This is a genomic window from Micromonospora sp. LZ37 (assembly GCF_059359015.1).
The window spans coordinates 91,427-104,995 of the sequence record NZ_JCADBL010000002.1 but is presented as its reverse complement, the minus strand read 5'-3'; the positions used below and the strand labels follow the sequence as shown (position 1 = coordinate 104,995).

Here is a 13,569-nt window from a genome sequence, read left to right as displayed (position 1 = left end):
GTGCGGGACCCAGCCACGCTGCCCCCGGCCGCCGAGCGTTTGCGGCTGCAGGTCGCGATCGCGGCGCGATCACTGTCTCTCGGGGGCCACGACGACTTCAACCAGGGACAGGTCTCAGCTCGGCTGCCCGGCTCGGACGTCATGCTGATCAAGGGAGCGCTCACCGGCTTCGACGAGTGCGGGCCAGCCGACGTGATCGTCGCGCCGATCGACCTGGCCGCGGCCGTCCCCGCACTGTCCCCTCCGGAGATCGCGCTGCATCAGGCGGTGTACGCGGAGCGGCCGGACGTGAACGCGGTCGTCCATACCCATGCGCCGTACACGCTGGTCTTCGGGGCGACCGACCTCGATGTCCGTGCGGTGTCGCACGACGGCGCCTACTTCGAGGGACGCGTCGGCCGGTTCGAACTGACGAGCAACACCATCCTGGACGCGCCGACCGCCCAGGCCGTGGCGAAGACGCTCTGCGCCGATCCGGCCCTCCTGCTGCGTAACCACGGCGGACTCGTCGTCGGCAGGTCGATCCGGCACGCCACCGTCGCGGCGCACCTCCTTGAGCGGGCCTGCCGGCTGCAACTCCTCGCCGAGCGAGTGCCCTCCGGATATCACAGCTCCAGCGCCGAGGACATCGACGGCAAGCGCGACTTCATCTACAGCGACCTGTCCATCCGGTCGTACTGGGACCACTGCGTCAGCCAGGTGCGCAGAACATGGCCAGAGACCGCGGAGTGGGCCGGCATCGCGACGGTGAGCCGCCGATGACACTGACACGTGGCTTTCGCAGCGAGGCCGAGGCGGAGCTGTTCGAGCTGGTGGCGAGGATCGCCGACGAGGAGCTCGCGCCGAGGGCCGCCGCCGCGGAGGAGGCCGGCGAGTACCCGGTCGACCTGGTCAGGTCCCTGGGCAAGCTCGGCATCCTCGGCGCGGTCTTCCCCGAGGAGTACGGCGGAGCGGGGCAGTCCTACGAGTTCTACGTGCAGGTGCTGGAGCGTCTGGCCTACCGCTGGCTGGCCGTGGCGGAGTCCGTGCACGTGCACGTGCTCGGCTGCCAGGCGGTCGCCGCCTTCGCCGCTCCTGCCGTACGCGACGCGGTCCTGCCCGGCATGCTCGCGGGGGACGTCCTGGCCGCGACCTGCATGTCGGAGGCGGAGGCCGGCTCGGACCTGGCCGCGCTGCGGACCAGCGCACGGCGCGACGGCGACGACTACGTCGTCACCGGCACCAAGTCCTGGGTGACCCATGGTGGGGTGGCCGACGTCTACAGCGTCTACTGCCGGACCGGCATGGCGGGCGCGGGGGGAATCTCCTGCCTGCTGGTCGACGCCTCGGCCGACGGCGTGTACCCGGCCACGCCGGAGCGCAAGATGGGCGTACGGGCGCTGCCCACCGCCCAGGTGACCTTCGACCAGGTGCGGGTGCGCGGAGACCGGCTCCTCGGCCGGCGTAACCGCGGCATGCTGGTGGCTGCCTCCACCTTCGACCACGGACGGCTTGGCATTTCGGCCTGCGCTGTCGGCCTGGCGCAGGCGGCCCTCGACCATGCCTGCGCCTACGCCCGGCAACGTTCGCAGTTCGGCACCACCATCATGTCGTTCCAGGGGGTCTCGTTCCTGCTCGCCGACATGGCCACGCAGGTCGCGGCGGCCCGGGCCTTGCTCCTCGCCGTCGCCCGGATGAAGGACGCCGGCGCGGACCTCTCCGCCGAGGTCGCGAAGTGCAAGCTCTTCGCGACCGACACGGCGATGCGTGTCACCACGGATGCGGTGCAGATTCTCGGCGGTGCCGGGTGCACCCGGGACCATCCGGTGGAGCGATGGATGCGCGAGGCCAAGCTGCTTCAAATCATCGAGGGAACCAACCAGATCCAGCGCGTCGTCATTGCCGACAGCCTCTGAAAAGGCCTGCCAGTCGGCGCCGGAAAGGGAACCGATGCACGAAAGAATCCGCTTCGGCTGTTTCATCTCGCCGCTCCATCCGCCAGGGGAGGATCCGCACCTGCTGCTGCAGCGCGACCTCGGCCTCGCGCAACTCGCCGATGAACTCAATTTCGACGAATTCTGGGTGGGGGAACACCACTCGGCGGGCTGGGGCACCATCACCGCGCCGGAGTTGTTCATCGCCGCCGCGGCGGAGCGAACGCGCCGCATAAAACTCGCGACCGGCGTCATGACGCTCCCGTACCACCACCCGTTCATGGTGGCCGAGCGGGCGATGCAGCTCGACAACCTGACCCGTGGGCGGTTCCTGCTCGGCGTGGGCGCCGGATCAGTACCGTCCGACATGCACATGCTGGGGGTCGATCCGCAGGACACCCGGCGGCGCACCGAGGAGTCGCTCGAGGTGGTGCTGGCTCTGTTGCGGGGGGAGACGGTCTCCCGGAGCAGCGACTGGTTCCAGCTTCACGACGCGCGCCTGCAGCTCGTACCGTTCGAGCCGACCGGTGTCCCGGCCGCCGTGGCGAGCGCGATGTCGCCGTTCGGCATGCGGCTGGCCGGCCGGACGGGCGTGGACGCGTTGTCGTACGTCGCACCGCCCTGGGGCATGGTGCGCCCCGGGCAGGGCCTGATGATCGAACGCCTGCCCGAGCAGTGGGGTCACCTGGAGGCCGCGGCGACCGCGGCCGGTCACGAGGCCTCCCGGCGGGGCTGGCGGCTGCTCCTGCCGGTGCATGTGGCGAACAGCCGGCACGAAGCCCTGGAGGACCTCTTCGAGGGATGGTTGCGGCAGCGGCGAGAGCTCTGGGTGGCGACGATGGGGATGCCGATGAGCACCACCGACGTCGGCGCTCGGAAGGCGTTCGAAGCCACCGTCGAGGCCGGCGGGATCATCGCCGGAGACGTCCAGGAATGCATCGCCGGCATCGAACGACTGTGGGAGCTGAGCGGCGGCTTCGGAACGCTTCTTCTCTCGATCATGGACTGGGCGGCGCCGGACCGGGTGCGGCGCAGCCTCGACCTGTTCGCTCGCTTCGTAGCACCCCATTTCCGGCGCTCGACCGCTGGGCTGCTCGCCAGCAACGCGTGGGCGGCGGCGCGCCGGCAACAGTTCCAGGATGCCCAGAACGCCGCCCGTCTGGCGGCCGGCCGGATCGACGCCGGATCGCAGGAAGAGGGCGGCCCTGTTGGCAGATGACCTGTTGGTCGCGAAGCCAGAGAGCCGGCCGCGTCGTCGGCGGTCGAGCCGGGTCCTGTGGATTCTCAGCGCCTGCCAGTTCCTGTACTACGTGGGTCTGGCCGTCGATCTCACCCTGACCGGAATCGTCGGTCTGCACCTGGCGCCGACGGTCGCCCTGGCCACCATGCCGCTGACCATCATGACGGTGGTCGCCACCGGTCTGTCCTATCCAGCTGGTGTCCTGAGCACGCGCTGGGGCCACCGTCAGGTGTTGCTGTACGGAGCGGTCGCCGCCGTCGTGGGTGGGTTGTTCTCCGCCTATGCCACCGTGACGCATTCGTTCGCATGGCTGTGCGCCGGCACCGCGGTGGTCGGCGTCTACAAGGCGACAGGCGGATACTTCCGGTACCTCGCCGTCGATCGGGTCGCACCCGACCAGAAGGCGCTGGCCGTGAGCACAGTGCTCTCCGGCGGGCTGTTCGCCGCCCTGGTCGGTCCCTGGGCGGCGACGAACGCCAGTGGACTCCTCGACGACGAATTCGCCGGCTCGTACCTTCTCGTCTCCCTGCTCGCCGCCGGTGTGGTGGTCCTGGTTCTGATGATTCCGCCCGGGACCCGCGATGCCAGGGCCGGCCTGCCCGCCGGCGAGGCGGTGCCGGTACGGATCGCGTCCCGCACGTACGACTTCCGCATGGCCGTCGTCCTCCTGGGGCTGGCCTCGGTGGTGATGACGATGCTCATGGCGATGGGGCCCATCAGCAGTCACCACGCGGGTCATTCGCTCGCCGACGCGGCTCTGATGCTGCAGTGGCACATGGTCGGCATGTTCGCTCCTTCGCTGGTCAGCGGCCGCATGACCACACGGTGGGGCCCGGAGCGCACCGGCATCGCCGGCGCCGCCGTGCTGCTGGCCGGAGGCGCCGTCGGTGTGCTGGGTACCGGATTGCTGGAGTTCACCGTTTCGCTGGCTCTCGTCGGCGCCGGCTGGAACCTGCTCTATGTGGCCGGCAGTACCCACGTCGTGCGGTCGTACCCACAGGGCCAGGGCGGCCGCGTGCAGGGCACGGTCGAGGCCTCGGTGGGGCTCCTCGGCGCCACCGCCTCCCTCTCCGCGGCGGCCGTCTTCGCCCACCTCGGCTGGCAGGCCGCGAACCTCCTCACGGCCGTTCTGTCGGCTGTCGTGGTGTGCGGGCTCGTCGCCACTGCCGTGCGCCGTCGGCGCTGACCAGCCGACCGGATCAGTAGCCGAGGGCGCTCGTCCGGAGGTCGTCGAGCTGGAGGCCGTCCCGGCGGGGTGGTGTCGAGGACATCAACACGGCCAGGGGGGCCTGCGGATCGCGATGCGCCAGGCGGAGAAGCGCGTGGGCGGTGTGCAGGAGGTCGAGCACAGTCCCCCCGGTGACGTACCGGCTGTCACCGCGCACCGCGAAATGCAACGTCGCGGCATCTCCGGCGACCGCCAAGGCACAACGTCCCCCCTGGTACGGCCACCACTGCAGGCGACGGAGGGCGTACTCCTGTCCGGGCTCCGGTGCGGCGGCCGGCATCGACGGCCAACTGCCACGAACGTCGTTGAAGGTGAAGGTCGCCCCGAGGACCTCCTCTGCCGTTCGACCGTGGAGCCCGAGCGCGGCCTCAAGTTCCGCGGGAGCCCAGAGCGCCTTCCGGTACGCGCGCAGCGCCCGTTGGTGCAACCGCCGGGTCCATGCGCTGAACGGTTCGCCGCCCTCGAACTCGATCGTCAGGGGCGAGAACTGCGACAACACGCCCACGTACTCCTCCGTCCCCGGAAGGTGCCGGTTGGACGTGGTGATCTGGAGCGGGAGGTCCTGCCGCGACGTGACCGTGGCCGCTGCCGCCGCGACGACGGCGAGGAGCACCGTGGACGGGTGGGATCCGATCGTGGCTGCCAACTGTTCGGCTCTGGTGGCCGCGACCGCTGAGGACAGGACGGCCTGTCTGCCGGGGGCCGGGACCGGGAATGTTCCGGTGTCCTGCGGCTGCGGTGGGAGGCGTTCGGCCAGCGGGGGTTTCCGGTCGCTGTACTGGGCGCACCACGCCTCCACCGCGCGGGCGCTCATCGTGCGGTAGCGGGGATGCCGTTCCTGTGCCGACTGCTCCCAGGGTGCGCGGGCCGGAGCGGCCGCCGGGCCGTCCGCGAACAGGTGCCGTGCCAGGATCCGGACGCTGGACGCGTCGACGGCCAGGTTCGACAGGGCGCAGACGAGCCGCTCCGGGCGTCCCCCCCGGGTCAGGACAGCGGCCGCGAACGGCAGCCGTTGCGGCGAGCCGAGGTCCAGTGCGCGCAGGCGTGCCGCCACTTCGACGGTCGCATCCTCCAGTTCGTCGCCCGCCTCGACAAGTTCCACGGGGAAGCAGCCACGCGGATGTACCCGCTGGCTCAGCCCGTCGGCGTCCGGCTCCAGCGTCGTGCGCAGCCCGCCGTAGCGAGAGACGGTGGCCCCCAGCATGTCGAGCAGGTCCTTGACGGACACGCCCGGCGGCACCGGCCAGACGGGTGCGACGTTGCGGTACCAGGAGTGGACGTTGTAGCGACGCAAGCCGTCCCAGAACGCCTGCTGCCCCCAGGTGGCGACGGCATGCCCATCGCCCGGTCCGCCGAACTCGACCGATTCGGAACTCATCGTGCCGCGCCGAGGGTGATCAGCTCCTGCAGGCGCCACAGCAGGGCGGGAAGGTGGTCCCTGTCGTATCCCCGGGCTCGCAACTGCAGGTTGAAGGTGTTTCTTCCGTCGTCGAAGGCGCGTAGGTAGACGTGCGGTCCGAAGGCGTGCATCGGCACCTCCCACTGCACGTTCGGCGGGTCGGCGTCGGCGAAGAGGGGGTCCTCGGGGGAGCGGGTGTTGCTGTAGTTGAAGCCCCAGGCGGCGGGATTGCCCGTACCGGCATGCTGTCCCGGCCGGGCGGGCGGCGCACCGAGCGGTGGTGGGTACATGCCGTGCCGGTAGGCGCTGAGGCTGCCACGGTGCACCTGTGCCGCCATCGAGGCGAGGTCGGCGTCGTGCGGGACGTCCACCCGCAGCGGGGCGTACTGGTTCATCGAGGTCACGCAGTCCCGCCAGGCCGCGCGAAACCGGTTGGAGGCCACCAGGCGCAGCGGTACGGAGCTGAGGCGGTGTGCCTGCGCCACGGCCATCGAGTACGCGGCCAGTAGCACGCTGCCGACCGACACGCCGCTGCGCTCGGCCACAGCGACGGCGGAAGCCCTGAGGCGTACGGTGCGCAGATTGGCTTGCAGGGCTTCCGTTCGTCCGGGATCGCCGGGCGCCGCGACGGCCGGCGGGTCGCCGGAGCCGGCAGGCCTCACGGCCCTCGTCCAGTACCGTTCCGTGGCCTCCCACCTGGCTCGTGCCGCCGCCGACCGCTGTTCCTCGGCCAGGGCGATCGGGCCCTTCGCGCGAGGAAGCCGGTCGAACCGGGCCGGATCGGCCAGCGCGAGTCCGAGGTCCTCGCGGAGGATCGCCTGGGCCCAGGCATCCGCGAGGATGTGGTGGTGGGCGATCACGATGTGCGTCACGAGCCCGCCGTCGCACAGGAGGCGGGCTCGCCACGCGGGCGCCGACCTCAGGTCGAAGGGCTCTCGTCCCAGGTCCGCGCAGTAGGCGACCGGGTCCACCGACTCGCCGGCGAGGACTCGCACGTCCAGGGCGTCGACGGAGGGCCGGCAGATCTGTCGCGGTCGCCGCGGGTCGTCCAGGACGTACGTGGTCCGGAGGGATTCGTGGCGCTCGGCCACGCGCCGTAGCGCGACGACGGCCGCCTCCGGTGTGACTGCGGGTGGCATCGGCCAGACCGCCGACATGTTGGGCTCCGCCCACCGGGCGCGTGGCAGGCCCGCGATGTTGCTCCAGATGGAGAGCTGGCCGAACGACAGGTCTCCCGCTACGGCTGGCTCGGCGTGCTCTTCGCGCACTTCCGGCGCACCGAGTCCTTGCAGGCCGATACTCGGCGACATCTTCGAGCGCCCACCCTTCGTGGGTTGCCGGACGGGGGCCGGTCCAGGTTCTCCCACCGGTGGCGGCCGCGGACAGGCCCGGTCGCACCTTCACGGGCAAGATTCCGCTGGATTGCCGCCCTGGTTCCGCTGCCCGGACGCGGGGGAGCGCGCAGCTCGGAGGGCGATCTGCAGGGCGGCCTGGGCCGGCGTGAGGTGTGTGGTGTCGACGACCTCGGCCTCGACATGTAGCCACGTGCGGGCCGCCTCGGCGTAGGGCTCCAGGTACGTGAGGCGGAACGGGGAGGCGACGGGGTGTGCCCCCTCGATCCGCCCGCGGAGGGTGTCCTGGTCGGCGTGGAGGACGAAGTGCCTCACCGGGATGGCATGTTGGGCGAGGCCTGTGCTGATCTCGCGCCAGTACTGCTCGACCAGGACAGTCATGGGCATCACCAGCGTGCCGCCGGTGTAGTCGAGCACGCGGCGGGCGGTCTCGACGACGAGCTGCCGCCACGGCGGCCAGTGCTGGAAGTTGTCCGTCGCGGGCAGCCCCGGCGTGATGTCCATGAGTGTCTCGCCGATCTTCTCGGCGTCGAACACCCGTGAGTTCGGGATCAGTTGCTGCACGAGCGCACTGGTTGTCGTTTTGCCCGCGCCGTGGGTGCCGTTGAGCCATACGATCATGGGACATATTCAACGCGCGCGAGCAACCGGACGGCGTCCGTGCCCGGTTCGCGGAGCGACCAGGACTGACAGGGTCGGGTATTCGTCCGGTGCGAGTACCCCGACAGGGTCTTCTGCTACTCGGTGTCGCGGGCGTCAGGGTAGCGGTTCCAGGTGCCGCCGGCGTTGGTGTGCCGGCGGGCCGTGGTGGTCTGGTGGAAGCCGAGGTCGTCTGCGATGACCGGGGAAGGTGCTTGCAGCACGAGCTGGCGTAGCGCCGAGACGCGGGCCTCGATGAGCGGGATTCCGAGCCCGCGCAGCCATCGGTGCACGGTGGCGTAGGCGACGGGCTGACCGGGCAGCCGCCCCGGGAACAGCCACCGGTCACCGCGGTCGCGCTTGTCGAGGTCGGCGACGAGGGAGCCGAGCAGCTGCGCGACCGGCAGGGGGAGCGGGCTGGGCGGGTCGCCGACCGGCTGCCCTGACTGATCTGCCCGACAGGCGTTGCCGACCAGCTCATCGAGGTTGGTGAGCACCTCGCCGGACGGCGGTGGGCGACCGGTACGGCGGGCGGCGGTACCACGGCTGTTCCGTGCGCCCGCCGCCGGACAAATCGACGTTCAACCGGACTGGCGGGAGAAGTACTCAGGGCGGCTCACCCGCGAGGTGGACGTCGGCAGCGAGCGGATTGGCCAAGTGCTGGTCAACCTGCTGGACCAGGCACTGCGGCACACTCCCCGGGTGGGCGGGTCAGCGTCACCGCCCAGGACCGCGGCGGTGTGCGGCTGGCCGTTGTCGACACGGGGGAGGGGATCGACGCGGCGCACCGCCGCACGTCTCCGAACGGCTCTACCGATCTGACACCGCCGGGGACCGCACCATCACCCGGCCGCCGCCTTCCGCCTGAGCAAGGCTCAGCCGGAGGGCCGCCCTCACGTCGAGGGTGGCCCTCGGGCGATCAGCGCAGCGCATCCAGGCGCCGGTGGTACTCCTCGGTGTCCAGTTCGCCGCGCGCGTAGCGTTCGCTCAGGACCCGGCGTGCGGACTCATGCCCGGCCGGCGTCGTACGCCGGCCCCACCCCATCCCAGGGAGTGGAGCATCGAAACGACGGTCAGGGGCCGCCGCCGGGCGCGAGAGGCAGGGGCATCAGCGAGCCGCGACAGATCCTCGGGAGGAGCACGTCCTCCCTGTCGGGTGTGGCGGGTATCGGTGAGGTGTCAGCGCACCAAGACGACGCGGCACCCAAGGCGCCCGGCTCGCATCAGTCCCCATCTCGAGGCCCGGCGGCGGGCGGAACCCCGCAGTGCCTCATGCGGCGCTGCGGGAAATGTTCCGCACCCTCAAACCGGCGCTTGTCAGCTCTGGCGGACACCCCTCGACCTGACGCGGATCTGGCAGTGAAGCCACGCGACGGACAGCTCAGCCGTACCGACCGCAGGAAGGGATGGTGTCGGCGTACGAATCAACCTGCCAACTCGTACGACTCAACGTGCCCAGATTCGGGCACAGGCAGTGGAATAGTTCTTGAGCCTCATCCGGCTCCGTGATCCGCATCGATCGGGCAGCCTCCGGTGGGACACTGAAACGGTCACGGCCGGCAGGCCGGGTACGCAGAACGTCCTGGTAGCGCGTGGATTGCGGCATGAGAGTGAAACGGCACCACGATCAGATGCGGCGTAGGACCAGCGTCACGAAGCCCAGAATGTTGCGGTATCCGCGCAACCATTGATCGCGGTGCTCCCGGGCAACGGTGAGTGCCTCGGCAGCGTCCGGATGGCCCGGATTGTCCAGCGCCCACTCGGTGAGCGAGCCGGTCCAGGACCATTCGTAGTCGTCCCACTCGGCGGCGTCGCTGACATGGGCGTACACCGGCGTCCAGCCGGCCTGCTCGGCACCGTCGACCAGGCCGGCGAGGTCGGTGAACTCCTCCGGCTTCGCGTTGAGCGCTGCGAGTGCCGCTGGGGTCGGCGGGACTTGCCAGAATCCCTCACCGACGATGAGGATGCCGTCGGGATTTACGTGCCGACCGGCCAGCTTCAGCGTCTCGCCGAATCCGTCGAACGCGTGCGTGGACCCGACGCACAGCACCAAGTCGTAATCGCCGTCAGGCACGTACGTCCGAGCGTCGCGCTCGTGCAGCGTGAGCCGGTCGGCGAGGCCGCGTTCGGCCGCGGCGCTGGCGGCACGTTCGAGGGCGTACGGACTGACGTCCACGCCGTCCGCATGCCCGTCGGGGTAGTGAGCGAGGGCCTGCAGTGCCCAGGATCCCTCTCCGCACCCGAGATCGAGGACCCGCGCCGCCGGTTGGCGGCCCGCTCGGCGCAGGAGCCGGTTGAGGTTGACCCCGAAGATCGGGGCCGCGATCGGATGGTGCGAGTGCGCGATGCTGCTGAGCTGTTGACGGTCCACCGCCAGAGTCAACATGATCCCGTCGACGCGCGCACTCGGGTTGTCATGCCACGCGCCGTCGGCGGCATGAGCGTGCAGGTACAGCGCCCGCCTGATTGCCGAACTCGTCAGACCTCGGTCGCGGCGGGTGGGATGCTCCACCGCAGTACGGCCTTGCCGGCGACGTGCTCCAGAGTCAGCGGGTATACCTGTCCAGACGGCCTGCCTGCTTTGAATCGCTGAAGTTCGCTCGGTGCCCAGCCGACACAAAGGATCGGGCAGCTGGCTACCTCGATTACTCCGGCGCCGAGGGGATCCTGCCAGCCTACTCGCCTTCCGAGATGGTGATGGCTGTGTAGGTCGACGGATGCCATGTGCGCGAAGTGCCCCCGCGCGGCCGCCCACCGGTTGATCGTCGCCGCTCGCTCGTGTGCGACTTCGACGGGTAGATCCAACCAGCCGTGCAGGCGGTTGGTGTGGAAGGCCGGAATCGGTTGCGCGCCGAAGTGCGCCCAGGCCTCCTCATCGCCTTTGCCCCAGATTCGCAGGTCGGCTAACCCGTCAATACTGCGCGCCGTCGGCAGGAAGCCGACCCATGAGTCGAGCGCAACCGCGTCGCCGATGACCATCCCGGACGGGTCCACGGGCAGATCACCCAGGACCACCGGTTCCTCTCCAGCTGACACCGCCGACCACGGCAGGTTCAGGTCGATTTCAATCGTGGCTATGGTGTCGATTGCCTCGTATGTACCAGGCCGGGTCCGCGCCGTCACCGTCAACGCTCCGGGTCCAGCGGGCACTGCGACCGCCTCGGCGGGCCAGTCCTGCAGGTGGGCGCCGCCCGCATCCGCCGCCCGCATCGCACGAGCCGACAACGGCTTCCCAAGGTCGGCCCACTGATCGAGAAACCCGCCGCAGGCCAGCACGACAGTCTGCGACGGCACCACCACCCGACGCAGTGCCACAGTCATCGACGCAGAATCGTCACTGCTGTTCATCGCTCCCGATCATCACACCCCATGGGCCTTCGGGGCATTCACTCATCGGCATGGCGGACGCTTGGGGGGCGTCATGAGCGGAATCGCGGCGGGTCTGAGCGACCCCGGGGTGAGCGCTCCGTGGTTCTCCGGTGGCGGCACCTACAGTAGGTATGCGGACAGAACGTCGTTGGTCATCGATGATGTGCGCGGTGTGCTCTCCAGCGGATGCCAACCTGGGTAAACCGGCGCCAAGGCGGGTCACCGCGGCGACCGCCGGTCACAAACCGCGTTCGTGTGCTCCGGAGGTGGTCGTGTGCTGGGCGAACAGGGGTCGGGGCGACGTGGGTGAACGTGGGCCACTCCCTGCCACCCCAGGTGAACCCCCGGTCGGTGGAGTAGGCCCCGGCCGTGCACGCCGGTCGATGATGATCCGATTGTCACCTAGCGAATTTTCGTAGAGACCGGCTCAAGGAAGAACAGGCACTGGTTCGGGTTGTACTCGCCAACCCGAGCAACGACGTGGAGAAGGTCGCCGGTACCTACGGAATCCGGGATGTTCGCGCCAGTGAGATGCAGGTCAGGGACGTTGACGTCTTCGAACTTGAATGCGGGCCCAACCACAGATTTCGGGCCCTTATTTCCGGGAGAGACGAGGATGTCGTAGCGAGTGTTGTATTCGCCGTGATTCAGCATCGATGCGATGGAACCGTCGAACTCGATGTTCCTGCCCTCGTACTTGGCCGCGAACGTTCCGATCGTCTCGTCGCAGTAGTCGGGCACCGCCATGAGCGCCGCGAGATCCTTGCTGTTCTTGACCGTCAGGACCTGGTCCGCGTCGGACTCATCTGAAGCCGATTCTTCGGGCTTTGGCGTCTCCGAGGGCTTTCCGCTGGCCACGACGGTCGTCTCGCTCGGCGACTTGGTCGGCGTGGGGTCCTTGTCGTCTCCGCCTTGGAGCGCGCTGGCGACTCCGCCGACGATGGCCAGGAGCAGGACGACACCGGCCGCCATGGCAATGAGTACCCACGGGACCTTCGGCTTCGGGCGGCGGAAGTTCAGCGTTGTCCGCAACGTCCCATGGTTCTGGTCGACGAACTCCCAACCAGCCTCTTGCCACTTCGCGATCGACCTGGCCTCAATGCCGCGGATTGCCTGCACGGACTTGAACTCGTACTGCACACCGTCGTCAGCCATGCGGCTCCCAGACCCCCGAATCGGATTCATCGCTCATGGACTCCTCGCGAGGATAGGGGCTCAGCGAGGTTAGCGGGGGTCGAGGTGGCCTCGGGCTCGTCGGCTTGTGGCGCGGCGGGTTCCGAGCCGTTGGTTAACGGGGGCGCAAGGTCGTTGACGGGATAGGGCACGAGGCCCGGGCCGAAACCGCAACCACTCTCTGACGTACGGTCGGGTCCCGGGTGTTCGATCGTGCCAGTCCCTCTGGTTGTTCTAGCCGTGGGGCAGCGGTACCCACCGATCACCGAGGGCTTCGTGGAGCGTCAGCAGCAGAAGGCTGATCAGGATCGTCGCGAGGAAGCCGAGACATAGACCGAGTAGCCCACGATCCCGCCGCTCCCGATCGCCGGGCATGGCGGCCGGCACTGCTGGACGCGACCAGGGGCGATCCCGGAACAACCAGAAAAGCAGCCCGAGGCCGTACGGTGCGGTGGAGACCAGCCAGAACCAGAACCATCGAGTGCCGAGGACCGGAGCCGGACCGGCAACAGCCACGCCGAGGAAGACGGCAGCGAGGACCAGGCCGATCCCGGCGACGGCGACCCCCGAGGGTTGGACCTCGCCAGCGCGGTGCACCAGGCCGCCAGCCCGTAGATCCTGCGCGATGCCGACGGCACCGGGCCCGGAGTAGCTCGCCGGGTCGACGGCGCCCGTGGTGGTGACCTGGTCGAAATTTTCGGTGTCGGTCCAGTACACCCGACCATCGGGAGTTCGCCACGCGAACAGCGGACCGAGGGTGCTGGACGCCCGCAGATCGGAGGCACCGAACCACGGCCGCGGACTGCCGTCGGTAGCCCAGCTGTCGCCCCACTGGTACGCCGTCACGTGGCCAGCGGCCACGTCCGCCCTAGCCTGCTCGTAGCTTTGCTTCCGGGGTGCCGTCCACCAGCTGACGGCTGCCGCAAGCAGCCACAACAGGACCAGAGCGAGCCGCAACATGGCCCACCACCGCCACGTCCGCCCGGCCGCCGCAACGGGCACAGCACGCACTCCACCATGCATGACCACATGTTTCCAGCACGTGTCCAGTCGTGACCGTCGATGGTGCCATTCCGGCTGCCACTTCCACCATGACCCGCGCTACGTCACCAGCGGCATGGCGTCCGCGCTGGTGAAGGCCACCCAGCTATGCACCCTCATCTGCCGCGCGTCACTGCCAGTTCTCCGGGCACCGCGACCTGGTCGCGGCCGCCAGCATCGCCACCCGCACTCCCGGGCAGCGGACCCACCACCCC

13 protein-coding genes are annotated in these 13,569 nt (G+C 69.5%); 4 read left to right on the top strand and 9 right to left on the bottom strand.

The window, feature by feature from the left end; all coding sequences use genetic code 11:
* The 4 genes from AC5L3Z_RS04570 to AC5L3Z_RS04555 are packed head-to-tail and all read left to right on the top strand — an operon-like array spanning position 1 to position 4,339.
* A complete protein-coding gene (locus tag AC5L3Z_RS04570) occupies positions 1-762 on the top strand; it encodes a class II aldolase/adducin family protein (protein WP_494839750.1) in 762 nt (253 codons plus the stop codon).
* Positions 759-1,895: an acyl-CoA dehydrogenase family protein gene (locus AC5L3Z_RS04565; RefSeq protein ID WP_494839748.1), complete on the top strand. Its 1,137-nt coding sequence runs from the start codon at positions 759-761 to the stop codon at positions 1,893-1,895. Before AC5L3Z_RS04570 ends, AC5L3Z_RS04565 begins: the two co-directional genes overlap by 4 nt.
* 34 nt (positions 1,896-1,929) lie before the next feature.
* Entirely contained in the window at positions 1,930-3,132 is a 1,203-nt protein-coding gene (locus AC5L3Z_RS04560; RefSeq protein WP_494839746.1) for an LLM class flavin-dependent oxidoreductase, read from the top strand.
* The gene (locus AC5L3Z_RS04555; protein WP_494839744.1) at positions 3,122-4,339 is read left to right on the top strand and encodes an MFS transporter; all 1,218 of its coding nucleotides are present in this window, start codon (positions 3,122-3,124) and stop codon (positions 4,337-4,339) included. Before AC5L3Z_RS04560 ends, AC5L3Z_RS04555 begins: the two co-directional genes overlap by 11 nt.
* A gap of 13 nt (positions 4,340-4,352) precedes the next feature.
* Here the strand turns inward: AC5L3Z_RS04555 and AC5L3Z_RS04550 are convergent, their stop codons facing one another.
* From AC5L3Z_RS04550 to AC5L3Z_RS04510, 9 genes are all read right to left on the bottom strand, one after another.
* Positions 4,353-5,759 carry a condensation domain-containing protein gene (locus tag AC5L3Z_RS04550; RefSeq protein WP_494839743.1) on the bottom strand — a complete coding sequence of 469 codons (1,407 nt, stop codon included), beginning with the start codon at positions 5,757-5,759 and terminating at the stop codon, positions 4,353-4,355.
* Positions 5,756-7,090 carry a condensation domain-containing protein gene (locus AC5L3Z_RS04545; protein WP_494839741.1) on the bottom strand — a complete coding sequence of 445 codons (1,335 nt, stop codon included), beginning with the start codon at positions 7,088-7,090 and terminating at the stop codon, positions 5,756-5,758. Before AC5L3Z_RS04545 ends, AC5L3Z_RS04550 begins: the two co-directional genes overlap by 4 nt.
* A gap of 90 nt (positions 7,091-7,180) precedes the next feature.
* The gene (locus tag AC5L3Z_RS04540; RefSeq protein ID WP_494839740.1) at positions 7,181-7,753 is read right to left on the bottom strand and encodes an AAA family ATPase; all 573 of its coding nucleotides are present in this window, start codon (positions 7,751-7,753) and stop codon (positions 7,181-7,183) included.
* Positions 7,754-7,869: 116 nt separating this feature from the next.
* Positions 7,870-8,268, bottom strand: a complete 399-nt coding sequence (locus AC5L3Z_RS04535) for a site-specific integrase (RefSeq protein ID WP_494839739.1) — start codon at positions 8,266-8,268, stop codon at positions 7,870-7,872.
* A gap of 422 nt (positions 8,269-8,690) precedes the next feature.
* The gene (locus tag AC5L3Z_RS04530; protein ID WP_494839738.1) at positions 8,691-8,816 is read right to left on the bottom strand and encodes an SHOCT domain-containing protein; all 126 of its coding nucleotides are present in this window, start codon (positions 8,814-8,816) and stop codon (positions 8,691-8,693) included.
* 582 nt (positions 8,817-9,398) lie between these two features.
* Positions 9,399-10,283 carry an SAM-dependent methyltransferase gene (locus AC5L3Z_RS04525; RefSeq protein ID WP_494839736.1) on the bottom strand — a complete coding sequence of 295 codons (885 nt, stop codon included), beginning with the start codon at positions 10,281-10,283 and terminating at the stop codon, positions 9,399-9,401.
* Positions 10,250-11,119, bottom strand: coding sequence for a hypothetical protein (locus tag AC5L3Z_RS04520; RefSeq protein WP_494839735.1), 870 nt, complete (start codon positions 11,117-11,119; stop codon positions 10,250-10,252). Before AC5L3Z_RS04520 ends, AC5L3Z_RS04525 begins: the two co-directional genes overlap by 34 nt.
* A 423-nt stretch (positions 11,120-11,542) precedes the next feature.
* Positions 11,543-12,295 carry a DUF4839 domain-containing protein gene (locus AC5L3Z_RS04515; RefSeq protein WP_494839734.1) on the bottom strand — a complete coding sequence of 251 codons (753 nt, stop codon included), beginning with the start codon at positions 12,293-12,295 and terminating at the stop codon, positions 11,543-11,545.
* 252 nt (positions 12,296-12,547) lie between these two features.
* Positions 12,548-13,273 carry a hypothetical protein gene (locus AC5L3Z_RS04510; protein ID WP_494839733.1) on the bottom strand — a complete coding sequence of 242 codons (726 nt, stop codon included), beginning with the start codon at positions 13,271-13,273 and terminating at the stop codon, positions 12,548-12,550.
* Positions 13,274-13,569 lie beyond the last annotated feature (296 nt).

Bases quoted from the DNA above. Each gene is read 5' to 3' on its own strand.
- AC5L3Z_RS04565 (WP_494839748.1), top strand. From the start codon at position 759: ATGACACTGACACGTGGCTTTCGCAGCGAGGCCGAGGCGGAGCTGTTC.
- AC5L3Z_RS04560 (WP_494839746.1), top strand. From the start codon at position 1,930: ATGCACGAAAGAATCCGCTTCGGCTGTTTCATCTCGCCGCTCCATCCG.
- AC5L3Z_RS04550 (WP_494839743.1), bottom strand. From the start codon at position 5,759: ATGAGTTCCGAATCGGTCGAGTTCGGCGGACCGGGCGATGGGCATGCC.
- AC5L3Z_RS04545 (WP_494839741.1), bottom strand. From the start codon at position 7,090: ATGTCGCCGAGTATCGGCCTGCAAGGACTCGGTGCGCCGGAAGTGCGC.
- AC5L3Z_RS04540 (WP_494839740.1), bottom strand. From the start codon at position 7,753: ATGATCGTATGGCTCAACGGCACCCACGGCGCGGGCAAAACGACAACC.
- AC5L3Z_RS04530 (WP_494839738.1), bottom strand. From the start codon at position 8,816: ATGGGGTGGGGCCGGCGTACGACGCCGGCCGGGCATGAGTCCGCACGC.
- AC5L3Z_RS04520 (WP_494839735.1), bottom strand. From the start codon at position 11,119: ATGAACAGCAGTGACGATTCTGCGTCGATGACTGTGGCACTGCGTCGG.
- AC5L3Z_RS04515 (WP_494839734.1), bottom strand. From the start codon at position 12,295: ATGGCTGACGACGGTGTGCAGTACGAGTTCAAGTCCGTGCAGGCAATC.
- AC5L3Z_RS04510 (WP_494839733.1), bottom strand. From the start codon at position 13,273: ATGTTGCGGCTCGCTCTGGTCCTGTTGTGGCTGCTTGCGGCAGCCGTC.